The organism is Arthrobacter sp. CP30 (assembly GCF_053470025.1).
Genome location: NZ_JBQEMM010000005.1, coordinates 86,692 through 113,499, shown reverse-complemented (window position 1 = coordinate 113,499; position 26,808 = coordinate 86,692). Strand labels below are relative to the sequence as shown.

The 26,808-nt window shown below is 70.3% G+C and carries 19 protein-coding genes; 6 read left to right on the top strand and 13 right to left on the bottom strand.

All coding sequences use genetic code 11. The annotated features are described in order from the left end of the window. Window positions 1–41: 41 nt before the first annotated feature. From ACTIMO_RS08805 to ACTIMO_RS08790, 4 genes are all read right to left on the bottom strand, one after another. A complete protein-coding gene (locus ACTIMO_RS08805) occupies window positions 42–4,127 on the bottom strand; it encodes a DUF4011 domain-containing protein (RefSeq protein ID WP_448182175.1) in 4,086 nt (1,361 codons plus the stop codon). Between the two features lie 93 nt (window positions 4,128–4,220). Continuing rightward, on the bottom strand, window positions 4,221–5,807 hold the full coding sequence (gene guaA, locus ACTIMO_RS08800; RefSeq protein ID WP_448182174.1) for a glutamine-hydrolyzing GMP synthase: 1,587 nt from the start codon (window positions 5,805–5,807) through the stop codon (window positions 4,221–4,223). 126 nt (window positions 5,808–5,933) lie between these two features. Next, entirely contained in the window at window positions 5,934–6,422 is a 489-nt protein-coding gene (locus ACTIMO_RS08795) for a DUF3817 domain-containing protein (protein ID WP_448182173.1), read from the bottom strand. Next, window positions 6,415–7,353: an SURF1 family protein gene (locus tag ACTIMO_RS08790; protein WP_448182172.1), complete on the bottom strand. Its 939-nt coding sequence runs from the start codon at window positions 7,351–7,353 to the stop codon at window positions 6,415–6,417. Before ACTIMO_RS08790 ends, ACTIMO_RS08795 begins: the two co-directional genes overlap by 8 nt. A 131-nt stretch (window positions 7,354–7,484) precedes the next feature. Between ACTIMO_RS08790 and ACTIMO_RS08785 the strand changes: the two genes are divergently transcribed. Continuing rightward, window positions 7,485–9,206, top strand: coding sequence for an ABC transporter transmembrane domain-containing protein (locus ACTIMO_RS08785; RefSeq protein WP_448182171.1), 1,722 nt, complete (start codon window positions 7,485–7,487; stop codon window positions 9,204–9,206). Beyond that, window positions 9,199–10,944: an ABC transporter ATP-binding protein gene (locus ACTIMO_RS08780; protein WP_448182170.1), complete on the top strand. Its 1,746-nt coding sequence runs from the start codon at window positions 9,199–9,201 to the stop codon at window positions 10,942–10,944. The genes ACTIMO_RS08785 and ACTIMO_RS08780 overlap by 8 nt, the downstream gene beginning before the upstream one ends. 191 nt (window positions 10,945–11,135) lie before the next feature. On the opposite strand, the gene ACTIMO_RS08775 is transcribed toward ACTIMO_RS08780, so the two are convergent. The 4 genes from ACTIMO_RS08775 to ACTIMO_RS08760 form a co-directional block, all read right to left on the bottom strand. Continuing rightward, the gene (locus ACTIMO_RS08775; protein ID WP_448182263.1) at window positions 11,136–11,618 is read right to left on the bottom strand and encodes a PTS sugar transporter subunit IIA; all 483 of its coding nucleotides are present in this window, start codon (window positions 11,616–11,618) and stop codon (window positions 11,136–11,138) included. A gap of 102 nt (window positions 11,619–11,720) precedes the next feature. Then, entirely contained in the window at window positions 11,721–13,445 is a 1,725-nt protein-coding gene (locus tag ACTIMO_RS08770; RefSeq protein WP_422390322.1) for a glycerol-3-phosphate dehydrogenase/oxidase, read from the bottom strand. A 60-nt stretch (window positions 13,446–13,505) separates the two neighbouring features. After that, window positions 13,506–14,645: a GuaB3 family IMP dehydrogenase-related protein gene (locus ACTIMO_RS08765; RefSeq protein WP_448182169.1), complete on the bottom strand. Its 1,140-nt coding sequence runs from the start codon at window positions 14,643–14,645 to the stop codon at window positions 13,506–13,508. 156 nt (window positions 14,646–14,801) lie between these two features. Then, a complete protein-coding gene (locus ACTIMO_RS08760) occupies window positions 14,802–15,296 on the bottom strand; it encodes an FBP domain-containing protein (protein ID WP_448182168.1) in 495 nt (164 codons plus the stop codon). 568 nt (window positions 15,297–15,864) lie between these two features. Between ACTIMO_RS08760 and ACTIMO_RS08755 the strand changes: the two genes are divergently transcribed. Further along, window positions 15,865–16,524 (top strand): LmeA family phospholipid-binding protein, encoded by a 660-nt coding sequence (locus ACTIMO_RS08755; protein WP_448182167.1) that lies wholly within the window; start codon window positions 15,865–15,867, stop codon window positions 16,522–16,524. Window positions 16,525–16,538: 14 nt separating this feature from the next. Here the strand turns inward: ACTIMO_RS08755 and ACTIMO_RS08750 are convergent, their stop codons facing one another. Both ACTIMO_RS08750 and guaB read right to left on the bottom strand, forming a co-directional pair. Beyond that, a complete protein-coding gene (locus tag ACTIMO_RS08750) occupies window positions 16,539–18,368 on the bottom strand; it encodes an ABC transporter ATP-binding protein (protein WP_448182166.1) in 1,830 nt (609 codons plus the stop codon). Between the two features lie 45 nt (window positions 18,369–18,413). After that, on the bottom strand, window positions 18,414–20,030 hold the full coding sequence (gene guaB, locus ACTIMO_RS08745) for an IMP dehydrogenase (protein ID WP_448182165.1): 1,617 nt from the start codon (window positions 20,028–20,030) through the stop codon (window positions 18,414–18,416). 274 nt (window positions 20,031–20,304) lie between these two features. Between guaB and ACTIMO_RS08740 the strand changes: the two genes are divergently transcribed. Continuing rightward, a complete protein-coding gene (locus tag ACTIMO_RS08740; protein WP_055768417.1) occupies window positions 20,305–21,939 on the top strand; it encodes a ribonuclease J in 1,635 nt (544 codons plus the stop codon). A 291-nt stretch (window positions 21,940–22,230) separates the two neighbouring features. On the opposite strand, the gene groL is transcribed toward ACTIMO_RS08740, so the two are convergent. Then, a complete protein-coding gene (gene groL, locus ACTIMO_RS08735) occupies window positions 22,231–23,847 on the bottom strand; it encodes a chaperonin GroEL (RefSeq protein ID WP_055768414.1) in 1,617 nt (538 codons plus the stop codon). Between the two features lie 72 nt (window positions 23,848–23,919). After that, a complete protein-coding gene (gene groES, locus ACTIMO_RS08730; protein ID WP_055768411.1) occupies window positions 23,920–24,216 on the bottom strand; it encodes a co-chaperone GroES in 297 nt (98 codons plus the stop codon). Between the two features lie 241 nt (window positions 24,217–24,457). Between groES and ACTIMO_RS08725 the strand changes: the two genes are divergently transcribed. Together ACTIMO_RS08725 and ACTIMO_RS08720 are read left to right on the top strand one after the other, a co-directional pair. Next, window positions 24,458–25,672 carry a THUMP-like domain-containing protein gene (locus tag ACTIMO_RS08725; protein WP_422390324.1) on the top strand — a complete coding sequence of 405 codons (1,215 nt, stop codon included), beginning with the start codon at window positions 24,458–24,460 and terminating at the stop codon, window positions 25,670–25,672. Window positions 25,673–25,785: 113 nt separating this feature from the next. After that, the gene (locus tag ACTIMO_RS08720) at window positions 25,786–26,505 is read left to right on the top strand and encodes an HAD family hydrolase (protein ID WP_448182164.1); all 720 of its coding nucleotides are present in this window, start codon (window positions 25,786–25,788) and stop codon (window positions 26,503–26,505) included. A 6-nt stretch (window positions 26,506–26,511) separates the two neighbouring features. Here the strand turns inward: ACTIMO_RS08720 and ACTIMO_RS08715 are convergent, their stop codons facing one another. Next, window positions 26,512–26,805, bottom strand: a complete 294-nt coding sequence (locus ACTIMO_RS08715; protein WP_422390326.1) for a DUF503 domain-containing protein — start codon at window positions 26,803–26,805, stop codon at window positions 26,512–26,514. Window positions 26,806–26,808: the final 3 nt, after the last annotated feature.

The following is a 26,808-nucleotide window of genomic DNA, read 5'->3' as shown; positions in this document are numbered from 1 at the left end:
GGACGCCGTCGCCCCTGGACCACGCCCGATGCCGCCTTGCCTCAGCCCCAGTGCGGCGGGCGCTGCTCCTTCAACCACTCGTCGTGGTCACCCTCGGCGTCACCCCAGGACCGCGCGTCATCCTCCGCCGCGAGCTTCGGCAGGACGTCGGCGGAGGTCTCCGTCTCGTCACCCGCGCGTCCCACCGCGGTACCGCGGGCCGGGTGCTGCTCGTCCCGTCGCATCCTCGCGGTGTCCTTCCGTGTTCCGGGCTGGTCGGACGCGTCCCGCGGCGGCAGTCCGATGACCGACGCTGCCCGCTCGGCGCATCCGTCCGGATCGGTGAAGACCTCGATGGTCCACAGCGGCAGGTAGCGCCAGCCCATGCGCTCGAGGACCTGCGGACGCAGCCTGCTGCGCTCGCGCACGGACATCGCGCCGTAGCGCTCCGTCCCGTCGGACTCGATGGCCAGCGGCGCGGGCCGCTCGTCCTGCATGCTCGCCGCACTGCCGTCGGCGGCGATGTCCGCGGGCCGCACGGCGACGATGTCGAGGACACCGGCGTAGTGGTCCCAGACGTGAGCCCCGCGGTGCCGGAGGCGGTCCACCAGATCGGCCACCAGCGGATCCTCGTTGCTCTGCGATGCAGCCGTCCCCTGATGCCCGCCGTCACCGAGCTCGCGCTGCAGGAGTTCGAAGAAGTCCAGGGCCCCCGCGGTGAGCCGCTCGGGATCCAGGTCCGCCGGCTGGAAGCAGGTCAGGACGTGCTGGAGTCGCCGGGCGCGGGTCATCGCCATGACGAAGTTGCGCCGCCCGTCGGGAGCGGACAGGGGACCGAAGGAATGCAGGGCGCGGCCGTGGGGGGTGCGCCCGAAGCCCAGCGAGAAGATGATGTCGTCCCGCACCAGTCCCCCTGCCCGCTCGACGGGAACCACGCGGAACGCTTCCCTGCCCGGCGTGAAGAACTCCGCCGCCCAGGGGAACTCCGCCATCTGCAGGCGGATGGCCTCCCCCACGCGTGCCGCATGCCGGGCACTCGCCGTGACGACGGCGAGCGAGAAGCTGGGGCGGTGGCGGATGTGCTCGAAGACCAGTTCCACCACGCGGTTCACCTCGACGGCCACGCTCTCCACGCCGTCGTGCTCCGAACTCGGCATGCCGGTGCCGTTGGGCAGGTACTCGACCATCAGTCCGCGCCCCTCGCCGGTGACCTCGGACGCCTGCGGGAGGCGGGAGAGTTTCCCGTCGTAGAAGGCCTCGCTGAGGTAGGTGTCGAGGCTGCGATCGATCCCGCGGTAGATCTCCGTCAGACCCCGGACGGGCAGGACGCCGCGGAGCGCATCGAAGGCACTGGGCAGGGGCTCGAGCGCGGACGCCCGATCGGCCGACTGCACCTCGATGCTGAACCGGCTGGGCCCTGCGAGGCGGTCGTCGCCGAACACCACGACCTGGCGGGACCGTGCGACGCAGGGCACCGCGCTCTGCAGCGACATCGACTCACCATCGAGGACGACGGCGAGATCGAACCCGTAGCCCTCGGGCACCGCGCCGCGGATGGTGAGTGGACTCACGGCCCACACCGGCAGCAGGGCCGCGACCAGATCCCGGTGCAGGCCCGCGAAGGCCTCGAGGGTCAGGGTGCTGTCCTTGAGATCCTGCCGGAGGCGGCCGGCGTCCTCCGGATGGTCCTCGACCGCGGCTCGCCACCGCTGGGCGAGCGTCCACCGGATGCGCGCCGGTCCCGAGGCGATGTGCGCGTTGTCCGCCAGGCGGAACTCGGCCTCCAGTGTGCGGAGGGACGCACCGTCGGACATGGCCAGGTAGTCGTCGCCACTGATCATGGCTTCCAGGGCGGACTGCCACCAGGCCAGCTCGAGCTCGGAGCCCACACGGTCCATGCCGATCTCCCGCTCCGCTAGGTCGTCGAGCAGATCGGCCAGGCCCTGCTCGCGCATCTCGTCGAGGAGCAGCGTCCGTTCCGGCAGCGTCTCGAGGGTCTGCCGGTCCGCAGCGAGGTCGCCGAGGATCACTTCCAGCCCGTCGAGGTCCAGTCCTGCCAGATCGGGTCGGCGCGCCGTGTGGCGGAGGATGCCGGTCAGTTCCGCGAGCCGCGTCTCGACAGCACGATAGGAAGCGTGGATCTCCGCCAGTCCCGTGGGGACGGATGGGTGACGCTCGGTGAGGGCGTACCGTGTCCACAGCGTGCGCTGCTGCTGGACCTCGAGCAGGGAGGTGTGGAGGTCCGAGATGTGCACGCCGGGCCGAATGTACTCCTTGGCCACGCGCCGGAGCCGGGACCGCGTCATGGAGCTCATCTCGATCTCCCGCTCCTTGCGCCAGGAGGAGGGCGCCGTCGCGGAGATGAGGTCCGTGACGGGTCGGTCGAAGATGTCCGGGGTGAACTTGTCCAGGCTCTCGCGGACGGCGACGAGCAGTTCGAGCTGCTCACCCCACTCCCGCACCGTTCCGCCCAGCGTGATGTGCGAGTGCTCTGCAACGCGCTGCACCTTCCCACGCAGCTCGGGGAGTTCGGTCGAGAGCTGCTCGGCGAGCCCGTGCGCGTGCTCGGTCTCCTTCCGGTTGAGCAGCTGCGCCCCGTACCAGGGACTCTCCGTCGAGGCCTTGCTGAAACTCCCGAGTTCCGCTGCCCGTCGAAGGCGTTCCGTGAGTTCCTGCCGGTTGGCGATCGAGTCGAGGACGCTGCGCTTGAGCCGGACGGTCGTCGACGGCGCCGGGTCGAGCGCCGTCAATCCCGCGAGGGACTGCATGGCCTGATAGGGCGAGCAACCCCAGCGGCTGCGCACGTTGTGCAGGCTCCGGACGTGCTCCGTCAGCTGGTGCCGGTGCCCGATCAGGGTGGCGTGCAGACTCTCGAGCTGCGGTTCGACCGCCTTCTCGTTGCGGACCAGGGCGCGGATCACCGCTTCGCGCAGCTGCGCGGGACCCGTCTGGCTGCCCACCTGCAGGACCAGGGAGCCGAGGTCCAGCCCGTCCAGGTCCTGCACGAACTCGTTGAGGGTCCCACGGCGCTCGGCCGCGACGACCACCCGCCGACCGGAGGCCGCGGCACGCACCGCGACGTTGAGGGCGGTCTGCGTCTGGCCTGTCCCGGGAGGGGTGGCGACCGCCAGGCTGACCTCGGCGTCCACGAGGTCCAGAACGTCCTGCTGGGCCCTGTCTGCATCGAGCACCAGCAGTTCCTGCCCGGGATCGCGCGCGTCGGGGCCGGGGAACACGAGGTCGTCGCCCGCACCCATCAGGGCGGACGCGGCGGCCTCGTCACCGCGGGCCGCTCCCACGAGGGCCGAGAGCACAGGGTGGTCCGGGTGGAGGGCGGGATCTCCCTTGACGCCGGCGAGGTCGGCGAAGGTGGACACCAGGACGCGGTGCTCCACGGACATGCCGCGCACGCCGTCGGCGAGGATGCGCATGCGCTCCAGGACCGGGTGCGGATCGAACCGTGCGGTCCCGTAGGCGAGGCGGGCGATGGCTCCCGGATCGACGTCGAGTCCCTGCTGGTTCCGGAGGTGCCGGACGAGCGCGGGATTCATCCGGGCCTGCTCGGTGATCTGCAGCTCGTAGTCGTCCTGCGAGGGGTGCACCGTCAACGACACGGCGGTGAGCAGGACGGGGGCGTTGAGCGTCTCCGAACGCCCGGACCCGTCGACGGAGCGCCACGACGCCGTGCCGGCGGCGAGGTAGCCGACGTCGATGCCGCGCTCGGTCCCGAGCTCGAAGATCTTCGCCCGCAGAGCCCGCGCCGCCGCCTTGGCCGCGCTGTACTGCACGGGATCACGCAGGAGGGTGGACAGGCGCGTGCGCCGCCCGGCGAGGAGCTGGGCGAGTCCGGAGGGATGCGCGTGCGTGAGGTCGATACTCGTTCCGGCGGACGGCCGGAAGTGGAGCAGCGTATCGCCGACGGCCTGCGGGCCCAGGCCCTCCAGCCATGGCACCAGGAAATCCTGCGCGGACGTGTCGGCGGACGGTTCCCCGGCGACACCCGCTGTGCTTTTGGCGGCGTGCGACGATGCTCCCGCCGCGTCCTGCTGGCGATCCGACGGCGTACGTGCCACGTCCCGCTGGTCCTGCTCCGGCACGGCGGCCTTCTTCCCTGCATTGTCACGAGCTGATCTCGACCAGATGGGCATGTCTTCCAAGCTATCCGAAAAGCGGACGGACCCCGCGGATAGCAACGCGGCCCGAACGGACGGGAGTGGGGCCGGCCCCATCCCCCGGTCCGCTTACTCCCATTCGATGGTTCCCGGCGGCTTGCTCGTCACGTCGAGCACCACGCGGTTGACGCCGTCCACCTCGTTGGTGATGCGGTTGGAGATGCGCGCGAGGAGGTCGTACGGCAGGCGCGACCAGTCCGCGGTCATCGCGTCCTCGCTCGACACGGGGCGCAGCACGATCGGGTGCCCGTACGTCCGTCCGTCGCCCTGGACGCCCACGCTGCGGACATCGGCCAGGAGGACCACCGGCATCTGCCAGACCTCGTTGTCGAGTCCGGCTGCCGTGAGCTCGGCGCGCGCGATGGCGTCGGCCTTGCGCAGGAGGGCGAGACGCTCCTCCGTGACGTCGCCGACGATCCTGATCCCGAGACCCGGGCCGGGGAACGGCTGTCGTCCGACGATCTCCGCCGGCAGTCCCAGCTGGGCACCGACGGCCCGCACCTCGTCCTTGAAGAGCGTGCGCAGGGGCTCCACGAGTTCGAACTGCAGGTCCTCTGGCAGCCCGCCCACGTTGTGGTGGCTCTTGATGTTCGCTGCACCCTCGCCGCCACCGGATTCGACGACGTCGGGATACAGGGTGCCCTGCACGAGGAACCGGATGGGCTCGCCCTCCGCCTCGGCCTCCCGCATGATCGCGCGCTCGGCTTCCTCGAAGGCACGGATGAATTCACGCCCGATGATCTTGCGCTTGGTCTCCGGGTCCGAGACGCCGGCGAGCGCTTCGAGGAAGCGCTTCTGCTCGTTGGCGACGTGGAGCTTGACCCCCGTGGCCGCGACGAAGTCGCGCTCGACCTGCTCCGCCTCGCCCTCACGCAGGAGCCCGTGGTCCACGAAGACGCAGGTGAGCTGATCGCCGACCGCGCGCTGCACGAGTGCCGCGGCCACGGCCGAATCCACCCCACCGGACAGGCCGCAGATCACCCGCGCATCCCCGATCTGCTCACGGATGCGCTCCACCTGCTCCTCCAGGATGTTGCGCGTGGTCCAGTTCGGATCCAGGCGCGCACCACGGAAGAGGAAGTTCTCGATGACTGCCTGGCCGTGCTGCGAGTGCTTGACCTCCGGGTGCCACTGCACGCCGTACAGCCCCTTGGCCTCGTTGGCGAAGGCGGCGACGGGGGCACCGGCCGTACTCGCGAGGACCTCGAAGCCCTCGGGAGCCTCCTGCACGCTGTCGCCATGGCTCATCCAGGCGTTCTGGTGCTCAGGTGTCCCCTCGAGGATGGAGCGGGACACTCCGTCGGAGGTGATGTCCGTCGCGCCGTATTCCCTCAGCCCGGTCTTCGCGACGGTGCCACCGAGGACGCTGGCCATGGCCTGGAACCCGTAGCAGATACCGAGCACGGGCACACCGGCCTCGAACAGGTCCGCCTCGACCCTGGGCGCCCCCTCGGCGTACACGCTGGAGGGACCGCCGGAGAGGATGATGGCCGAGGGGTTCTTCGCGAGGATCTCCTGCGTACTCAGGGTGTGCGGCACGATCTCGGAGTAGACGTCCGCCTCACGGACACGCCGGGCGATCAGCTGGGCGTACTGCGCTCCGTAGTCCACGACGAGGACAGGGCGGTGTTCGGAGCCGTTCTCGGGGGTAGTCACCCGTCAACAATAGTCTGCGCACTTCCCTGCCGCACATCAGTGGACGCGCCGGCCACGGGAGCTGCGGACCGTCCCTGCGGTCGTCACGGCGGGGACGACGCGAACCTACGGGCGCCCGTCGGAGGATCAGTAGCGCGGCGCAGCCTCGGGGTGCTCCGCGAGGTCCTTCTCCGCTTGGGCATGGATCCGCTTCTCCACGACGAAGGACAGCAGGGGGACCACACCGCCGAGCGCGATGAGGATGAAGCGGCTGAAGGGCCAGCGCATGAACTGCCACAGGCGGAAGTCCGCGATGAGGTAGACCACGTACAGCCAGCCGTGCACGATCAGGACGGCCGTCGAGAGATTGAACCCGCCCGCGGTCTCGGCGACGACCTCGGGCAGGAACTGCAGCGGAGCCCCGCCCCCGGCGACGATCTCCGTGCCGTACCCGTACTTCGCCACCATCTCGACGACCACGAGGAGCAGCATCACGCCGGTGGCGTAGGCCAGCACCTTGTAGAGCTTCAGGGCCGAGCGGATCTGCGCATGGGTGCCGCCGAACCGACGCTTCTGCCTCGCCGGCGCTGACCGCCCGGTGGTCCGTGCGGAGGAGTTGCGGGCTGGTTCAGTCACGGTGGGCACCGCTTTCGTGAGGAGTGGTGGTTCTGGTGGCGTCGAAGCTCTCGGAACTGCCGCCGGGGCTGCCCTCGGTGAGGGCGCCATGGGCCTCCTCGGCGGCGTCCGCCGCATCCTCGAGCATGCGGCGGTGGTCGTCGGCGACGAGCCGCCACCACAGGAAGAAGGCGAATCCGGCGAAGACGAACCATTCGATCGCGTAGAAGATGTTGAGCCAGTTGAGGGGGGTCTCCTGGGGCTGCGGGCCGACGACGACACGGGCCATGTCCGCGGCGAACGGGACCGCCGCGCCGCCCACCGACACGTCGGAGGCGACGACGAAGGCCGAGTAGGTCCGGACGTCCCAGAGATTCGCGAGCTCCGCCGTGGACAGCGTGGGAACCTCTCCCTCGACGGGTCGCTCCACCTCGGGCGCCTCGGGTGGGAGCAGCCGGCCGACGACGGAGGCAGGTCCCTCCTGCTCCGGCAGCGCCGAGGCGTCACCGTCCTCCTGCACCCAGCCGAGCACGACGGGTATGACCGCAGCCCCTGCTGCCGCGGCGTCGCCGGAGGCGGTATCACCGGAGGCGGACTCCGCGGGCGAGGCAGCTGCGTCGGATGCGCCCGCAGCCGGCGTCACGGCGAATCCCTGCACCACCCAGGAGCCTTCGTCGCCCTCGAGGAGCCTGTTCCGGACGAGGACCTGCGTACCGGGCAGGAACTCGCCGTCGAGCGAGACCATCTGGTCAGCGGCCGTGGCGTAGAGCGGGGTGAGCGGCTGGAGCACGTCCGTGAGAGGGCGGACCTGCTCGGTGGTGCTCGGTGCGGGCGGCGGCTCCTCGCGGGAGGAGGTGAACTGCCACTGGCTGAGGAGCACGAAGACCGAGGCGATCGCCATCGCGAGGATCAGCATGAGGATCCATCGAGGCTTGAGCGCGGTCTTCAACACCCCTCCACGGTACTTCGTACCTCTGTAGAACAGCGAATGACGATGAGGAGGATCACTGCCGGCACAGCGACCCGAAAACTGATTGGGAAATCCCTATCGCTTCGTGCGGACGCGGTCTAGGATGGATCCTCGTGCGTGCTTTTCCCTATCCCCTGACCTCCGAGCCGGACCTGCGCTCCCCCGCGCGCTACCTGATCTGGCTGGGCGGCTTCCAGAAGGCGACGCTCGCCGCGGGGATCCTCCTCGGCACCGTCTGGATGGCATCGCAGGCCGTGATGCCCTTCGTCCTCGGCAGGGCGATCGACGACGGCGTGATCGGCGGGGACGCAGGCGCGCTCCTCGGGTGGGCAGCAGCACTGCTCGGGCTCATGGTGGTGCAGGCGGTCTCGGACACCGCGACCCACCGGGCCGGCGTCAGCAACTGGATGCAGGCGGCCTTCCGGTCCGTCCGCCTGGTCGGCCACAAGATCGCCCGGACCGGGGACGCCCTGCCCACCGCACTCTCGACGGGCGAGGTGGTCTCGACGGCGGCCTCGGACGCCTTCCGGCTCGGTGAGGTCTACGAGGTCCTGACCCGCCTGGCCGGGGCGGCCGCCGCCTGGGTGGTGGTGACCGTCCTGATCTGGCAGACCTCCGCCGTCCTCGGCGTCGTGGTGCTGATCGGCGTCCCGGTGTGCTGCGCGCTGCTGCTGTTCGTGGTGAAACCCATGCAGGCGCGGCAACGTGAGCAGCGCGAGGCCTCGGGCAGGATGACGGCGGTCGGCGCGGACACCGTGGCCGGTCTCCGCGTGCTGCGCGGGATCGGCGGGGAGCACATCTTCGTCGACCGCTACCGCGTGAAATCGGCCGCGACCCGCGACTCCGGTATCCGGGTGGCACACTCCCTCGCCGACCTCGAGGCCTCGCAGGTCTTCATCGCCGGGGCCTTCAGCGTCGTCTTCACCTGGGTCGGCGCGTCCCTGGTGCTCTCCGGTGACATCACGCCGGGCGAACTCGTGGCCCTCTACGGCTTCTCGATCTTCCTCATGACCCCCGTCCGCGCAGCGGCGGACTCCGTGGCCCGCTTCATCCGCGCCCATGTCGGCGCGCGCAAGATCATCGCCGTGCTGTCCGTGGACGCCAACGTCTCGGAGAGCGCGACCACCGTCCCGGCGCCCCCGCCCGGGTCCGTCCTCGTCGACGAGCGCTCCGGCGTCGTCCTCGAGCCCGGCCTGCTCACCGCCGTCGTCTCCCGCGAGCCCGCCGAGTCCACCGACGCCGTCACGCGCCTCGGCCGCTTCGAGGACGCCGTCCTCGAGGAGGCCACCGTGCGCTGGGGCGCCGCCGACCTGCGGCGCGTCCCGCTCGCCGACATCCGTGCGCGTGTCGTCGTCAGCGAAGCGAGCCCCCACCTGTTCAGCGGTCCGCTCCGTGCCCAGCTCGACCCGCGCGGCACGCACGACGACGGTGCGGTCCTCGCCGCCCTCGAGGCGGCGAGCGCGCTGGACATCCTCGACGGGCTGGAGGGCGGGCTGGACCACGAGGTCACGGAGCGTGGCAGGGGCTTCTCGGGTGGTCAGCGCCAGCGCCTCGTCCTTGCACGCGCCTATCTCACCGAAGCGGAGAACCTGGTGCTGGTGGAGCCGACCAGCGCGGTGGATGCCCACACCGAGCAGCGCATCGCCGCGCGCCTCGCCGGCGCACGCCGGAGCGAGGGCCGGACCACCGTGGTGGTGACGGCGAGCCCCCTGGTGCTGCGGACGATGGACCGCGTCCTGTTCATGGAGGACGGGCGCGTCACGGACCGGGGGACGCACAAGGAGCTCATGACCCGCAACGACGAGTACAGGAACGTGGTGATCCGCAGTGAGTAGCACCGCGAAACTCCCGGCCGCCGTACCCCGGACGGTGCGGGACGAGGCGGCGCGCCTCATCCGGCACCACCGGAAGGGACTCGGGTCCGTGATCGCCCTGTACGTCGGGTCGGCCGTCGCGGGCCTCGCCGGGCCCCTGCTGCTCGGTATCCTCATCGACGCCCTCGCTGCGGGGACGACGTCGGGCTTCGTCGCGGCCGTCTCGCTCGGCATGCTCGGGTTCCTCGCCGTCCAGTCCGTCCTCCGCCGCTTCGCCGTCCGCTCGGGCATGGTCTTCGGGGAGCGTGTCTTCGCGGAGCTGCGCGAGGACTTCCTGCGGGACGTCACCGCCCTTCCGCTCTCCACCGTCGAGAAAGCGGGGACGGGCGATCTCGTGGCCCGCACCACCAACGACATCGACGCCGTGTCCCACACGGTGCGCTTCGGCGTACCGCAGGTCGTCGTGTCCGTCATGACGATCGTCCTGACCCTCGGCGCCGCCGTCGTCACCTCGCCCGTGCTGTCCCTCGCCCTCCTCGTCGGGCTGCCGCTGCTCTGGCCGGCGACACGCTGGTACCTCAGGCGCAGCGCGGCCGGCTACATGCGTGAGCGCGAGACGTACGCCGTGGTGAACGGCAGCATCACCGAGACCATCGAGGGCGCGCGCACCGTGGACGCGCTGAGCCTCGGGGGCCTGCGCCGCAAGGACCTCGACGACGCCCTCGGCTCGAGCTTCCGGGCCGAGCGCTACACGCTGTGGCTGCGCTCCGTGCTCTTCCCCGCCGCCGACATCGCCTTCTGGCTGCCCGCCGCGGCGGTGCTGCTGTGGGGCGGCTGGCTCGCCGGTCAGGGCCTCGTGACCCCGGGCGCGGTGGCAGCCGTCGCGCTCTTCGCGGTGCGGCTCATCGACCCCGTGGACCTGCTCATCATGTGGACCGACGAGATCCAGGTGGGTGCTGCCTCGCTGGCGCGGATCGTCGGCATCAAGGACGTCGAGCCGGACCGCCGGGCGACGACGGCGGAGCCTGCCGACGAGGACATCGTGGTCTCGGGTGCCAGCTACGCCTACCGCCCCGGCCACGATGTCCTGCACGCGGTGGACCTGACCCTGGTGCGCGGGGAGCGCCTGGCCGTCGTCGGACCGTCGGGGGCCGGGAAGTCGACGCTGGGACGCCTGATCGCGGGGATCCACCCGCCGACATCGGGCTCGGTCACCGTGGGCGGCGTGCCGCTCGTGGACCGGCCGCTCGACGACCTGCGGCGCGAGGTGGCACTCGTGACGCAGGAGCACCACGTCTTCGTGGGCTCCGTGTCCGACAACGTGCGGCTCGGGCGCGCGGACGCCGGCGACGGCGAGATCGAGGACGCGCTGCGCAGCGTCGGGGCGCTGGACTGGGTCAAGCAGCTCCCGGAGGGCGTGGAGACCGAGGTGGGTTCCGGTGCCTACGAGCTCGCTCCGGCCCAGGCGCAGGAACTCGCCCTGGCCCGGCTGATCCTCGCCGATCCGCACACGCTGGTCCTGGACGAGGCGACGTCGCTGATCGATCCGCAGGCCGCCCGTGATCTGGAGCGCTCGCTGAACGCGGTTCTGGAGGGCCGCACTGTCGTCGCGATCGCCCACCGGCTGCACACCGCGCACGACGCCGACCGCGTGGCCGTGGTGGAGGAGGGCCGCATCGCGGAGCTCGGCTCGCACGACGAACTGCTGGCGCTCGGTGGGGCGTACGCCTCGCTCTGGAACTCCTGGCGGAGCGAGTAGGCGGAGCATGTCGGTGGAGCATGTCGGTGGAGCACTGAGGCGGGACCCCCGCAGCCGCGGCCCCGTCCTCCCGCCGGGCCGGGCCGTCGTTCCCGGGTTCTGAGGCAGGTCCGGCGCGTCGGTACAGGACACGCCGCGTCGGAGGACCGGAGGAGCCGGATGGCGCGAACGAAGGGACGCCCGCCGGGGCCCTAGTGGTCGAAGAACACCAGCGAGGAGTTGATGAGCTCCGCGATGACCTCGGCGTCGTGCGCGCGACGCAGTGACTCGCGGAAGTTCTCCTTGAAGAGGCTGCGCGCGATCGTCGCGAGGACCTCCAGGTGCTCCGAGAAGGACTGCGCGGGGGTGGCCATGAGGAGCACGAGGGTGGCGGGCCCGTCCACCGCGCCGAAGTCCAGGCTGTGGCCGAAGCGCGTGACCCCGACGGCGATCGACGTCTGGTTCACGTATTCGCTGCGCGCGTGGGGCAGGCCGACGCCGCCGGGCAGGCCCGTCGCCATCTGGTGCTCGCGGGAGTTCACCTGGTCGAGGAAGGCCTGCAGGTCCGAGATGCGCCCGGCCGCATGCAGGCGGCTCGCGAGCTGAGCTGCCGCGTCCTCCTTGGAGGCCGCCTCCATCTCGAGGATCACGAGGTCCGGTGTGGTCAGCAGGGCGTCGTGCAGCCCGGAGGACAGGTCGCTCACTGTGTGCCTTTCGAAGGTCCCGCGGCCGCGGCCACCGGGTGCCCGGTCGCTGCGCGCCGGTGAGGAGCGCTCGTCGCGGCCCGCCCGGCTCTCCTAGCTTAGCGGGACGATATCGTGCACACCCATGCGTGCACTGTCCGCCGAGACGTCGTCGGGCTGCTCCTGGCTGAGCCGCTCCGCATCCACCCGCGCGCGGTAGTGCGTGACCTCGCGCTCGGCCTGCTGCTCGCTCCAGCCGAGGATCGGCGCCATGAGTTCGGCCACGACGGGAGCCGCGGACACGCCGCGGTCCCAGGACTCGATGGAGATCCTGGTGCGTCGGGTGAGGACGTCGTCGACATGCCGGGCACCCTCGTGGGTGACGGCGAAGACGACCTCCGCGCGGAGGTAGTCGTCCGCGCCGGGCAGCGGCCGGCCGAGCGAGGGGTCCTCGCGGATGAGGTCCAGCACCTCCGTGGCCTGCGTGCCGAAGCGCTGCAGGAGGTGTTCGACGCGCGCGACGTGCACTCCGGCGTCGTCGGCCAGCCTGGCCCGCATGTTCCAGGCCGCCCGGTAGCCCTCGGCGCCCAGCAGCGGGACGGTCTCGGTGCAGCTCTCGGGCACCTTCTCGTCGAGAGCACGGGTCGCCTCGTCCACGGCGTCCTTCGCCATGACCCGGTACGTGGTCCACTTGCCGCCGGCGACGACGACGAGCCCCGGCACGGGGTGTGCGACGACGTGTTCGCGGGACAGTTTCGCGGTGGAATCGTTTTCACCCGCGAGGAGCGGCCGCAGCCCGGCGTACACACCCTCGACGTCCTCGCGCGTCAGGGGCCGCTTGAGGACCTTGTTGACGTGCTCCAGCACGTAGTCGATGTCCTTCGAGGTGGCTGCCGGGTGTGCCTTGTCCAGGTCCCAGTCGGTGTCCGTGGTGCCGATGATCCAGTGGCGTCCCCAGGGGATGACGAAGAGCACGGACTTCTCGGTGCGGAGGATCAGGCCCACCGTGGACTGGAAGCGGTCGCGGGGTACCACGAGGTGGATGCCCTTGGACGCCCTGACCTTCATCTGGCCGCGATCGGTGACCATCGCCTGGGTCTCGTCCGTCCAGACCCCGGTCGCGTTCACGACCTGCTTGGCGCGGATCTCGAACACGTCCCCGCTCTCCTGGTCCTTGACCCGGGCCCCGACCACGCGCTCGCCCTCGCGGAGGAAGTCGACGACGCTGACGCGGTTCGCGGCCCGGGCACCGTAGTGCTGCGCCGTGCGCACCATGTTGACCACGTAGCGGGCGTCGTCGACCTGGGCGTCGTAGTACCTGATGGAGCCCACCATGGCGTCGTCCTTGAGGCTGGGAGCGGCGCGGAGCGTGCCCTTCCGGCTCAGGTGCTTGTGGAAGGGGACACCGCGCGAGTTGCCGCCGGTCATGCTCATGGCGTCGTACAGGGCGATCCCCGCGCCAACGTAGGGACGCTCGACGAAGCGCTTGGTCAATGGGTAGAGGAACGGGACGGGCTTGACGAGGTGCGGCGCGATGCGCTGGATCAGCAGTCCGCGTTCCTTCAGCGCCTCCTGGACGAGCGCGAAATCGAGCATCTCCAGATAGCGCAGCCCGCCGTGGATCAGCTTCGAGGAGCGCGACGACGTTCCCGACGCCCAGTCGCGGGCCTCGACGATTCCGGTGGAGAGTCCACGCGTGACGGCGTCGAGCGCGGCACCGACGCCCACCACTCCTCCGCCGACGATCAGGAGGTCGAGTTCCCTGCCCGGCTCCGTCGTGTCCCTGAGCGCCCTCAGCGCGTCGTCGCGGTCCTGCGGACTGAGTGCACCGGATGCCATGGCCATACCCTTCGTCGGGAGGTTGTGAGCCCCTGGGGAGCTACGGCAACTGTAATCCCATCAGTCGTTGGAGACATAGGGCGAGAGGACCACTTCCACCCGCTGGAACTCCTTCAGGTCCGAATAGCCGGTGGTGGCCATCGCCCGGCGCAGCGCACCGATCAGGTTCGAGGTCCCGTCCGTGTGGTGCGAGGGACCCCACAGCACCTCCTTGAGCGGTCCGACGGTGCCGATGGCGACCCTGTCGCCACGCGGCAGTTCGTGGTGGTGCGCCTCCTGGCCCCAGTGCCAGCCCTGCCCGGGCGCCTCCTCGGCCCGGGCGAGCGCGGACCCGAGCATGACGGCGTCGGCCCCCATGGCGATCGCCTTCACGATGTCGCCGCTGACGCCCATCCCGCCGTCGGCGATGACGTGCACGTACCGACCGCCGGACTCGTCCAGGTAGTCGCGGCGGGCGCCGGCGACGTCGGAGATGGCGGACGCGAGCGGCGAGTGGATCCCGAGCGCGCGGCGCGTGGTGGTGGTGGCACCGCCGCCGAAGCCGACGAGGACGCCCGCGGCGCCGGTTCGCATGAGGTGCAGCGCGGGCGTGTAGCCGGCTGCGCCGCCGACGATCACGGGGACATCGAGCTCGTAGATGAACTTCTTGAGGTCCAGCGGCTGCTCGTTCTTAGAGACGTGCTCGGCGGACACCGTGGTGCCGCGGATGACGAAGATGTCCACGCCCGCGGCGAGGACGGTCTTGTAGAACTGCTGGGTGCGCTGCGGGGTGAGCGATCCCGCGACCGTCACGCCGGCCTCGCGGATCTCGGCCAGGCGGCTGGTGATGAGCTCGGCGCGGATCGGTGCCTCGTAGAGCTCCTGCATGCGCAGCGTCGTGGCGGGGCTGAAGTCCCCGGCACTCAGCCCGGCGATCTCGTCCAGCACCGGCTGCGGATCCTCGTACCGGGTCCACAGTCCTTCGAGGTTCAGGACACCGAGGCCGCCGAGTCGACCCAGGGCGATGGCCGTGGCCGGGGACATCACCGAGTCCATCGGCGCCGCGATGACGGGCATCTCGAACTGGTAGGCGTCGATCTGCCAGCCGACCGAGACGTCGAGGGGGTCCCTGGTCCGGCGGGAGGGCACCACCGCCACGTCGTCCAGCGAATATGCCCTGCGTCCGCGCTTGCTTCGGCCGATCTCGATCTCGTAAGTCACTGCTCTAGGTTAGCCCAGCACGCGTACCGTCCCGGCGGCGTCGACGCTCCGTGACGCCGCCGGGACGGCCTGACGCCGGTGTCCCGGCGGCGTGACCAGGCGGGTCCGGCCGACCAGGTCGGAGGTCCCGCCCCAGGGCCGGGACCTCCGACCGGACTACTGCCGCCGCACGCGGTCCAGGAACTGCGCGGTTCGGTCCTGGAGTCCGGCGATCTGGCGGCGCACGACGACGGCGGGGTCCGGGTGGATCTCGCTCGCGGGAGGCTGCCGGCGGACGTTCGAGGAACAGACGAAGTCCGCGCAGATCAGGGTCCCGACGCTGTTGCCGTCGCGCCCGGACTGGCCGGCACGGCGGGCGACCCAGAGGAGGACATCCTCCTTCGAGTACACGTCGCGGCACAGCTCGCAGAGCACCGAGCGGTTCTTCCGCGCCCCGCCTTCGGGGGCGCGCAGGAGGATGCCCGCGAGCCCACGGTCGGTCGGCAGCACCAGGTAGCCGCGCAACGGCATCTTCTCGTCACGCCAGCCGAGGACGTCGAGCCCGTCCCAGTCGAGGGTGGCGAGGTTCCTGGGCGGCGTGAGCTTGGCGGCCTCGGACCGCGTGGCGTTGATGAAGGAGGAACGGATGGCGGAGCTGGAGACAGGAAGCATGGATGAACACCTTTGCAGAGGAGGATCGAGGGGATGCGCGCTCTGCCGGCTCCGGGCACGGGGGACCGCGTCGAGGGGTCCCGTGGGAGGAACCGCCGCGAGGCGGGCGGTCCTGCGGTGTCAGCCGTGTGGGATGTCCGCTGCATGCTGGTGGGCCGGCGACGGCAGGGGCGCACAGCAGCCCCTTCGGGCCACCCCGCTCACCGTGGCGCTCCGGGCCTTCGAGGTCCCCAGCATGCTCAACCGTCCTTGTTCCGCGACCATCGTTCGGTGATCGTCCTGCCCGGCTATCCTCTCCGGAGCCGCGGACGCAGCGCAAAGCCGCCCCGCCGTCGTGATCAGCCCCCCGTCGTCGTCGACCCTGGACCGCCCATGACCACCGGACCGGCGCAGCCGGCGCGTCGCCCGTCCCGCCCGTCCCCACCGGTCCGCCGGTCCGGGCCGCCCGGCGCGGCCCCGACGGTCGGCCGCGTGCCTCGATCCCGCCCCCCCCTGGCCAGGGACCTGCAGGGCCCGTTGCGCCGGGCGGCGTTTCGCCCTCCCCCACCGGACACGCCAGACTGGCCTCATGACATGGACACGCGCCCGGGACTGGCTGATCGGCGCGGCCGGGATGGTGGTGCTCGTCCTCATCGCGGGCAGCATCCTCTGGTGGATCGTCAGTGAGCCGGCCGACGCCGGATCGGCCGGGCCCGTCCCGTCCGAGCCGTCGTCGTCATCCCCGGACGGCGGTGCCGGCGCCCCTGCGCCGCCCGCGGACCTGTCCGACGACGAGGTGTGGTTCGGGGACCTCCGGCTCGACGCGGGTACCGTGCTCGCCTCGAGCTCGATGCTGACGGACGTGCGCGCCGTCGGCCGTGACGTGGTGACGGGCCCGGACGGCCTGGTCGTCGCGGCCGACCTGGGCGGCGGTGCGGAGGTGCGCCCGGCGGAGGACGGTCAGGCTACCGTGGTCCGCACCGTCGAGGCACTCGGCCGCGACCTGCGGGTCACCGCGACCGGCACCGTCGACGTCGAGGACGGCCGCCTCGTCCTCGAGCCACGTTCCATCGACGTCGGGGGGCCGGACTTCCTCTCCGGCGCGATCGCAACGATCGTCCGCAACTCCGTGTCCCTCGAGCACGAGATCGAGGGACTGCCGGAGGGTCTCGTCCTCGAGGACGTCGTGGTGCGCGACGACGGGTTCCGCGCTGCGCTCATCGGTGAGGACGTCCTCCTCCGGCCGTGACGCGGCGCTGCCTGCTAGTCCTCGGGGAGCTGGCTCTCGAACATCCGGAAGTACCGTCCGCGGAGCGCCACCAGTTCCCGGTGCGTGCCGGATTCGACGACCCGCCCGTCCTCGAGCATGTGCACGATATCTGCCTTCTCGATCGTCGCCAGGCGATGGCTGATGGCGATGATGGTGCGGCTCCGGTCGGCGAACAGGCGGGTGAAGATGCGGTGCTCGGCGAGGGCGTCGATGGCCGACGTCGGCTCGTCCATGACGACGAACGGCGCGTCGCGGTAGAAGTTGCGGGCCATCGCGAGACGCTGCCACTGGCCGCCCGAGAGACCGCTGCCCTTCCGGCCGCGCGGGTCCTCCATCCAGTTGCTCACGTAGTTCTCGAAGCCGTTGGGCATCTTCTCGATGAACTCCATCGCCTCGGCGTCCCGCGCGGCGCGGCGCACCCGCTCGTCGTCCCGCGGGCGGTGCACGTCGCCGAAGTAGATGTTGTTCTCGGCGGTGGCGAACTCGTACCGCAGGAAGTCCTGCGACATCACCGCCAGGTGCTGGTGCCAGTCTTCGATCCCGATGTCCCGGAGGTCGCGTCCGTCGAGCAGCACCTCGCCCTTGCTGGGCTGGTAGAGGCCCGCGAGGACACGGATCAGCGTGGACTTCCCCGCCCCGTTCTCCCCCACGATCGCGACGTGCGTCCCACGCTCGAAGGACATCGAGACGCCCCTGAGCACCTCGGCCTCGCCGCCCGCGTAGGTGAAGTGGATGTCCCTGAGCTCGACGGCGGACGGAGCCGCCTCCAGGCGCCCCGTCGCCGAGGTGGACAGCGGGAAGTCCATGAACTGCTCGTAGTCCTTGAGGTTCGCGAGGTCCTCGTCGATGGAGCTCAGCGAGGACACAAGGTTGTTCGCGGTGCTCAGGGCCCGGCTGACGATCTGCTGCACGTAGAGGAACTGGCCCACGGGCTGCGCGCGGGCGATGATCTGCCCCACGATCCACACCAGGGCGAGGAGTTCCGCGCCGTACTGCAGTGCATCGGCGAGGAGCTGCTTGGGGATGTAGCGCTTCTGGAAGTCGAGCCGCCGTTTCTCGTCGGCGTCCCGCAGCGTCGAGCGCAGCCCCATCAGGTAGCGGACGATCCCATACAGGCGCATCTCGGCGATGTGCTGCGGCTTCATGAGGTTGTTCTCGATCATGCGCCGCTGGCGGCGCGAATCCACCTGCGTGTTCCAGTGCGCCATCTGCTCGCGCGAGAGGCGGAACTGCAGGTACACGCTGGGGATGATGGCGACGAGGACGATCAGCGCGATCCACCAGCTCACGAGCAGGAGCGCCCCGATCGCGAGGACCACGGACGCCAGCTGGGTGAAGATTGCCGCGATGCGGTCGAGGACCCGCGCGTAGGAGTCGGAGAAACGTCGCGCCCGGTCGTAGAGGTCCACCGTCTCCTTGTCGTCGTACCGCCAGAATTCGAGGGCGAGGAACCGCTCGTACATGCGGTCACCGACGATCGCACCGACGCGGAAGCTGAGGACCTGCTGGATGTAGCGGTCCACGCTCGTGAAGGCGCCCCACAGGAGCCCGAGGACGGCGGTGACGATCACGTAGGTGATGGCCGCCCGGCCGGCGTCGGGCTCACCCGCATAGGCGGCCGCGAGGGCCGTCGTCGTGAGTGAGGCGAAGTAGGTGGTCACGAGCGGCAGCACCGCGGAGATCAGGGAGCCGGCGACCTTCATCGCCACGGCGCCCGGCGACGCCTTCGCGCTGACGGCGAGGACCTGCCCCACAGCGCGCGCGTAAGGCCCAAGGCGGAGCTTGCGGCGGGCGATGGCCTCGGGCTGCGGCAGTCCGCTCATACGGCATCAGCCCCCTCGGCGAGGGGGCTGATGCCGGGGGCTGCGCTACTTGGAACCGTAGTTGGGTGCCTCCACCGTCATCTGGATGTCATGCGGGTGGGACTCCTTGAGCCCGGCCGCCGTGATGCGGACGAACTTGCCCTTCGCCTTCAGCTCCGGGATGGTGCGCGCACCGGTGTAGAACATGGTCTGGCGGAGGCCGCCGACGAGCTGGTAGGCCACGGACGCCAGCGGACCGCGGTAGGCCACACGCCCCTCGATGCCCTCCGGGATGAGCTTGTCGTCACCCGTGACATCCGCCTGGAAGTAGCGGTCCTTCGAGTAGGACGTGTTCTTGCCGCGCGTCTGCATGGCCCCGAGCGAGCCCATCCCGCGGTAGGTCTTGAACTGCTTGCCGTTCACGAAGATCAGCTCACCCGGCGCCTCGGCGGATCCCGCCAGGAGCGAGCCGAGCATCACGGTGTCCGCGCCGGCCACGATGGCCTTGCCGATGTCTCCCGAGTACTGGAGCCCGCCGTCCGCGATGACCGGGACCCCGGCGGGGATGGCCGCCTTGGCCGACTCGTAGATGGCGGTGACCTGGGGCACACCGACTCCGGCGACCACGCGCGTGGTGCAGATGGAACCCGGGCCCACGCCGACCTTGATGCCGTCCGCCCCCGCGTCGATGAGCGCCTGGGCACCCTCGCGCGTCGCCGCCTGGCCGCCGATGATGTCGACGTGCGCCGCCGACGGCTCGGCCTTCAGGCGGGAGATCATCTCGAGCACACCCGCGCTGTGACCGTTGGCGGTATCGACGAACAAGGCGTCGACGCCCGCCTCGACGAGGGTCATGGCCCGCTCCCAGCCGTCGCCGAAGAACCCGATGGCGGCCCCCACCCGGAGGCGTCCGTCGTCGTCCTTCGTGGACAGGGGGTACTGCTCAGCCTTCGTGAAGTCCTTCACGGTGATGAGGCCCCGGAGGATGCCTTCGCCGTCGACCAGCGGGAGCTTCTCGATCTTGTTCTTCGCCAGGAGGTTGATCGCGTCGTCACCGCTGATGCCCACGTGCCCGGTGACGAGCGGCATCTTCGTCATGACGTCGTGCACGCGGGTGGTCGGGAAGTCCCGCTCGAGCACGAAGCGCGTGTCCCGGTTGGTGACGATCCCGAGCAGGTGCCCGGCGTCGTCGACGACGGGCAGGCCCGAGACACGGTAGTGGCCGCAGAGCTCGTCCAGTTCCTGCAGGGTGGCAGCGGGACCGATGGTCAGCGGGTTGGTGATCATGCCGGACTCGCTGCGCTTCACGCGGTCCACCTGGTCCGCCTGGTCCTGGATGGACAGGTTGCGGTGGATGACGCCGAGGCCGCCCTGCCGCGCCATGGCGACGGCCATGCGGGACTCGGTGACGGTGTCCATGGCGGAGGAGAGCAAGGGCGTCCGCACCGTGATGCGCTTCGAGATGCGCGAGGAGGTATCGGCCTCGGAAGGGATGACGTCGGTGTGGCCGGGGAGGAGGAGCACGTCGTCGTACGTCAGGCCGATGAATCCGAAGGGGTCGTGGGTCTGGTTCTGGCCGGACTGCTCGCTCACTGCTGCGCCTCTTTCGGTGTCGCCCGATGGGAGTGGGGTGGGGCCTTCGGCGCTGACGCCGGCGGGCTCTGCCAGTCTAGAACGGTTCATCGGGGTGCCCTATTCCGGTGACAGCGCTCACGTCACCGGCCGGGCGAGCCGCCCGGCCGGACCTGATCCGCCGATGCGGCACCGGACGTCGTACCCTAGAAGGAGTATCCGCCCGGCTCGACCGGGACCACTTCAGGGATCTGCCGGGTTGGCCGGCCTCGACGACACACGTCCGGCGGCCTCTCCCCTGCCCCCGCCACCACTGAGAGAAACCTAATCTGTGAATAAACGACCTGCCGCACTGACAGCACCACGGGACCTGGCCAAGGGAGCCATGCGCATTGTCGCCCTGGGTGGGATCGGTGAGATCGGTAGAAACATGACCGTGTTCGAGTTCGACGGCAAACTGCTGATCGTCGACTGCGGAGTCCTGTTCCCCGAGGAGCACCAGCCCGGCATCAATGTCATCCTCCCGGACTTCTCCTACATCCGGGACCGGCTCGACGACGTCGTGGCCGTCGTCCTGACGCACGGGCACGAGGACCACATCGGCGGTGTCCCGTATCTCCTCAAGGAGCGCGCGGACATCCCCCTGGTCGGCTCGCGCCTCACGCTGGCCTTCATCGAGGCGAAGCTCAAGGAGCACCGCATCACCCCGAAGACCGTCCAGGTCAAGGAGGGTGACCGCCGGACCATGGGCGGTTTCGACCTCGAGTTCGTCGCGGTCAACCACTCCATCCCCGACAGCCTCGCCGTCGCCATCCGCACCGCCGCCGGCATGGTGCTGCACACGGGTGACTTCAAGATGGACCAGTTCCCGCTCGACCGCCGCATCACGGACCTGGGCGCGTTCGCCCGCCTCGGCGCCGAGGGCGTGGACCTGTTCCTGACGGACTCCACCAACGCGGACGTCCCGGGCTTCACGACGTCGGAGAAGGACCTCGGCCCGGCCATCGACGCCGTGTTCCGCACCGCCCCGCGCCGCATCATCGTCTCGAGCTTCGCGAGCCACATCCACCGCATCCAGCAGATCATCGACACCGCGCACCGCCACCGCCGCAAGGTGGCGTTCGTGGGACGCTCGATGGTCCGCAACATGACCATCGCGGCGGACCTCGGCTACCTCAACATCCCGCAGGGCCTGCTCGTGGACTTCAAGAAGCTCGAGCGCAGCGACGACCACAAGGTGGTGCTGATCTGCACCGGTTCGCAGGGCGAGCCGATGGCCGCGCTGTCCCGCATGGCCAACAAGGACCACGCCATCCGGATCAGCGAGGGTGACACCGTCCTGCTCGCGAGCTCGCTCATCCCGGGCAACGAGAACGCGATCTACGGCATCATCAACGCCCTCACCGAGATCGGCGCCAACGTGGTCCACAAGGGCAACGCCAAGGTGCACGTCTCCGGCCACGCCAGCGCCGGCGAGCTCGCCTACTGCTACAACATCGTCAAGCCGCGCAACGTCATGCCGGTCCACGGCGAGTGGCGCCACCTCCGCGCGAACTCGGAGATCGCCGTCGCGACCGGCGTCGATCCCCGCAACGTGGTCATCGCCCAGGACGGCGTGACCGTCGACCTCGCGCGCGGCCGCGCCACGCTCTCCGGCAAGGTCGACGCCGGCCTCGTGTTCGTCGACGGCGACAGCGTCGGCGGCATCACCGAGGAGGACCTCGTGGAGCGCCGTCGCCTCGCCGAGGAGGGCGTGGTCACGGTCCTCGCCATCATCGACCCGGACAACGGGGAGATGGTCGAGTCGCCCGAGTTCTTCACGAAGGGCTTCTCCTGCTCCGACGAGGACCTCGACAAGGCCGGAGCCGCCGTCGAGAAGGCACTGCGCGACGCCGCGTCCAACCGCCAGGGCGGCCGCCGGCAGGACCCCGAGGACATCATCGAACGGGCCACGGCCAACTGGATGCGCCGGTTCTACAACCGCCAGCCGGTCGTCACGGCGATCGTGGTCGACGCCTGATCCCACGGCTCCGGGCCCGACGCCCGCAGCGCCCGAAGCCCCGGCACTCGAAGGAGTGGCCGGGGCTTCGTCGTCCGTCGTCGGGACGTCGTCGCCCGGATCCCCCTGCGGGCTGTGCGGAGTGGGAGTGTTCGACCCTGCCGCTTGTCGCGGGATCCTGCCTGGGCTCGATGCGCCGGGCAGGGCATCCGGGGTGACCGCGCGGAAGAGGCCACACGCAGCAGCACCCCGGCTCGATGAGCCGGGGTGCTGCTGGACGTGCCGGGAGCGTGTGCCGTTCAGGCAGGCGTCCTAGTGCGAGTGGCCGTGGCCCTCGTCGCCCTCGGACTCCTCGGGCTTCTCGACCACGAGCGTCTCGGTGGTCAGCACCAGCGCCGCGATGGAGGCCGCGTTGCGCAGTGCGGAGCGCGTCACCTTCACGGGATCGATGATGCCCGCGTCCACGAGGTTCTCGTACTCGCCGGTCGCGGCGTTGAAGCCGTGACCCACCTCGAGATCGGAGACCTTGGAGACGACGACGTAGCCCTCGTGTCCGGCGTTCTCCGCGATCCAGCGCAGCGGCTGCGCGAGGGCACGGCGCACGAGGCCGATCGCCGTAGCGGCGTCGCCCTCGAGTGCGAGGACGGCGGGGTCGGTGTCGAGCGCCTTGCCGGCGTGGACCAGTGCGGATCCACCACCGGCGACGATGCCCTCCTCGAGAGCGGCACGCGTGGAGGACACGGCGTCCTCGATGCGGTGCTTCTTCTCCTTGAGCTCCACCTCGGTGGCAGCGCCGACCTTGATCACGCCGATACCGCCGGCGAGCTTGGCGAGGCGCTCCTGGAGCTTCTCGCGGTCCCAGTCGGAATCGGTGCGCTCGACCTCGGCGCGGATCTGCGCCACGCGGTCGGCGACGTCGGACTCGCTGCCGGTGCCGTCCACGATCGTGGTGGCGTCCTTGGTGACGGTGATCCGGCGGGCGGAGCCGAGGACCTCGAGACCCACCTGGTCGAGCTTGAGGCCGAGATCGGGCGAGACGACCTGCGCACCCGTGAGGGTCGCGATGTCCTGCATCATGGCCTTGCGACGGTCACCGAAGCCGGGAGCCTTGACGGCGACGACGTTCAGGGTGCCGCGGATCTTGTTGACCACCAGGGTGGACAGGGCCTCGCCCTCGATGTCCTCGGCGATGATGAACAGCGGCTTGCCGGCCTGCAGGGCCTTCTCCAGCAGCGGCAGGAACTCCTGCAGCGAGGAGATCTTCCCGGAGTTGATGAGGATGAGCGCGTCCTCGAGGACGGCTTCCTGGCGCTCCGCGTCGGTCACGAAGTACGGGGAGAGGTATCCCTTGTCGAACTGCATGCCTTCGGTGAGGACCAGCTCCGTGACGGTCGAGGAGGACTCCTCGATGGTGATGACGCCGTCCTTGCCGACCTTCTCGAAGGCCTCGGCAAGGAGGTCTCCGACCTCGGTGCTCTGGGCGGAGATGGACGCGACATTGGCGGTCTGCTGACCGACGACCTCGCGTGCGTTCTCCAGCAGGCGCTTGGCGACGGCCTCGACCGACACCTCGATGCCGTGCTTGAGCTGTCCGGGAGCCGCGCCGGCGGCCACGTTGCGGAGGCCCTCCTTGACGAGTGCCTGTGCGAGGACGGTCGCGGTGGTGGTGCCGTCACCGGCGACGTCGTTGGTCTTGGTGGCCACCTCCTTGGCCAGCTGCGCGCCGAGGTTCTCGTAGGGGTCGTCGAGTTCGATTTCGCGGGCGATCGTGACGCCGTCGTTCGTGATGGTGGGGGCGCCCCACTTCTTGTCCAGCACGACGTTGCGTCCGCGGGGGCCCAGCGTCACCTTGACGGTGTTCGCGAGCTTGTCCACGCCGGCCTCGAGGGCACGGCGGGCGGCGTCGTTGAATTCCAACTGCTTTGCCATTGTTGATTCCTTTCAGGCTTGTGCAGCGAGAAAAACCCCGGCCACTGCGGGCCGGGGCTTCTCAAGGGGTTACTACTTGACGACGACTGCGAGGACGTCGCGGGCGGAGAGCACCAGGTACTCCTGGCCGCCGTGCTTGACCTCGGTTCCGCCGTACTTCGAGTAGATGACGATGTCGCCCTCGGCGACGTCGACGGGGACGCGGTTGCCGTTGTCGTCGACACGACCCGGTCCGACTGCCACGACCTCGCCCTCCTGGGGCTTCTCCTTGGCCGTGTCCGGGATGACGAGGCCGGAAGCAGTGGTCTGCTCGGCTTCGAGGGGGCGGACAACGATGCGATCCTCAAGGGGCTTAATAGAGACCGACACTCGGGCTCTCCTTTGCGTTCGATACCAATGGATTGGGGCCGTCGGGATGGGCGTGAACCGTCGTCGCGGTGCCGGCGAACGCTTCCCTCGGGATTAGCACCCACAGGGAGTGAGTGCCAACTCTGACTGTATGCAAGGGCTGGCACTCGGTCAAGGCGAGTGCCAAATGTCGACGGTCCGACGATGCGATGGCGCAGGCGGCCGGACCCGGTCCGACGGCTGCGTCGCCTAGGCTGGCACCATGGCTTCGGACAACATCGCGGACATCCTGACCCCCGAGGGCTGGGAGCTGCTGAACTCGCTCGGGCCCTACACCGAGGCCGACAGCCTCCGTCTCACCGAGCAGCTGCGGAAGGCCGGCCACGCTCCCGGCGTGGTCGCCGCCGCCCTGACGCAGTCGCGCCTGCGGGCCAGGGCCTCGGCGAAGTTCGGGCCGTTCGCCGACCACATGGTGTTCACCACCGCCGGGCTCGAGCAGGCCACACGCCTAAGCGTCGCCGCACAACATGCACGGCGCTTCGTCGACGCCGGACTCGTTAAGGTGGCGGACCTCGGCTGCGGGCTGGGGGCCGACAGCATGGCGCTGGCCACCCTCGACCGCGAGGTCACCGCCGTCGAGCTCGACGAGACCACGGCGGCCGCGGCCACCATGAACCTGATGCCGTTCCCCAACGCCCGCGTCGTGAACGCCGACGCCGCCTTCGTCGACACCGCCGGGTACGACGGCGTGTGGCTGGATCCGGCGCGGAGGACGACGACGACGTCGGGCACGTCCCGCCTCTTCGATCCCGAGGCGTTCTCCCCCCCGCTCTCCTTCGTCCAGCAGCTCGCCGACAGCGGCATGCCCGTCGGCGTGAAGATGGGCCCCGGCATGCCGCACGAATCGGTCCCCGGGACGTGCGAGGCGCAATGGGTCTCCGTGGACGGCGATGTCACGGAGGTGGCGCTCTGGTTCAACGCGCTCCGCCGGCCGGGCGTCCGGCGCGCAGCGCTCCTGCTCGGGGCCCGGGGAGCGGCGGAAATGGTGTCGGAGGCATCCTTCGGGGACGGCCCGACGGCGGCGGTCGGGGAACCCGCGGGCTACCTCTACGAGCCCGACGGCGCCGTCATCCGCGCCGAGCTGGTGGCGGACCTCGCACAGCAGCTGGGCGGGCACCTGCTGGACCCGATGATCGCCTACATCTGCGCGCCCATGCTCACGGACACGCCCTTCGCTCGGGCCTACCGCGTCCTCGAGGTCCGCCCCTACAACGTGAAGGCGCTGAAGGCGTGGGTCCGGTCCGAGGGCATCGGCGTGCTGGACATCAAGAAACGGGGGACCTCCGTCACCCCGGAGGAAGTCCGGAAACAGCTCCTGACCGGGTCCGGCAAGGGCCGCAGGAAGGCGACCCTCGTCCTGACGCGGATCGGCGAGGACCGGGTGGTCATCGTCGTCGAGCCGGTCCCCGCCCCTTGACCGAGCCACACATCCGGGACGACCGCAACCCGGCGGCGCCCTTCCCGCGGGCACGCCGGGCTTCCTAGACTCGTGGGCAACCAGGACGGGCGACGGAGGGACGGAGCACAGGCATGACGGACAGTGCCAGCAGCACGGACGACCGGCCGACACGGCACGGGGTCCTCTTCGACGTGGACGGAACGCTCGTCGACTCCAACTACCAGCACACGATGGCGTGGTGGCAGGCCTTCCGCCGCTTCGGCCACGACCTGCCGATGGCGGAGATCCACCGTGCGATCGGCATGGGCGGGGACAAGCTCGTGGCCCACCTGCTGGGCGACGATCGCGACACCGAGCAGGACGGCGAGCTCGATGCCACGCGCTCCGCGGTGTTCTCGACCTTCTGGCCCGGGCTCCGGAGCTTCGAGGGCGCGGGCGAGCTGCTGCGGCGCTGCGCCGACGAGGGCCTCACCGTGGTCCTCGCCTCCTCCGCCTCGCACCAGGAGCTGGCCGTCTCGCGCGGGATCATCGGCGCGGACGAGGCCATCAGCGCCGCGACGAGTTCGGGAGACGCCGAGAACAGCAAACCCGATCCGGACATCCTCCAGGCAGCGCTGACGGCGGGCGGACTGGACGCCGCGAACACGGTGTTCGTCGGGGATTCCGTCTGGGACGTGCTGGCGGCCTCGGAACCGGGCATCCCGACCGTCGGGCTCGCCTCCGGCGGCACGAGCGCGGCCGAGCTCCGCGAGGCAGGGGCCGTCGAGGTGCACAAGGACATCCGGGCGCTCCTGACCGCGTTCGACGACGGTGCGCTGCACCGGCTCGCAGCGGCCGGCGCGAAGCCGTGAGCGCGCCTAGTCCTCGCTGTCGAGCAGTCGCCGCCGAGCACTGAGCAGCTCGATCTCCGGACGGGACGCGACGTGCCGCTCCACGCGGTCCAGCACGTCCACCACATGCTGCCGGTCGCCGCTGACCAGTCCGACGCCCACGATCACCCGCCGGTGCAGGTCCTGGTGGCCCACCTCGGCGGCGGACACCTCGAAGGAGCGCCGGAGGTCCGCGACGATCGGCCGCACCACGGACCGCTTGCCCTTGAGGGAATGCACGTCACCCAGCAGGATGTCGAACTCGATGGACCCGATCCACATGCT

Excerpts from the sequence above, each read along its gene's own strand:
- ACTIMO_RS08805 (WP_448182175.1), bottom strand. The coding sequence starts at position 4,127 with ATGCCCATCTGGTCGAGATCAGCTCGTGACAATGCAGGGAAGAAGGCC.
- ACTIMO_RS08770 (WP_422390322.1), bottom strand. The coding sequence starts at position 13,445 with ATGGCATCCGGTGCACTCAGTCCGCAGGACCGCGACGACGCGCTGAGG.
- ACTIMO_RS08760 (WP_448182168.1), bottom strand. The coding sequence starts at position 15,296 with ATGCTTCCTGTCTCCAGCTCCGCCATCCGTTCCTCCTTCATCAACGCC.
- ACTIMO_RS08755 (WP_448182167.1), top strand. The coding sequence starts at position 15,865 with ATGACATGGACACGCGCCCGGGACTGGCTGATCGGCGCGGCCGGGATG.
- ACTIMO_RS08750 (WP_448182166.1), bottom strand. The coding sequence starts at position 18,368 with ATGAGCGGACTGCCGCAGCCCGAGGCCATCGCCCGCCGCAAGCTCCGC.
- guaB (WP_448182165.1), bottom strand. The coding sequence starts at position 20,030 with ATGAACCGTTCTAGACTGGCAGAGCCCGCCGGCGTCAGCGCCGAAGGC.
- ACTIMO_RS08740 (WP_055768417.1), top strand. The coding sequence starts at position 20,305 with ATGCGCATTGTCGCCCTGGGTGGGATCGGTGAGATCGGTAGAAACATG.
- groL (WP_055768414.1), bottom strand. The coding sequence starts at position 23,847 with ATGGCAAAGCAGTTGGAATTCAACGACGCCGCCCGCCGTGCCCTCGAG.
- ACTIMO_RS08725 (WP_422390324.1), top strand. The coding sequence starts at position 24,458 with ATGGCTTCGGACAACATCGCGGACATCCTGACCCCCGAGGGCTGGGAG.
- ACTIMO_RS08720 (WP_448182164.1), top strand. The coding sequence starts at position 25,786 with ATGACGGACAGTGCCAGCAGCACGGACGACCGGCCGACACGGCACGGG.
- ACTIMO_RS08715 (WP_422390326.1), bottom strand. The coding sequence starts at position 26,805 with ATGTGGATCGGGTCCATCGAGTTCGACATCCTGCTGGGTGACGTGCAT.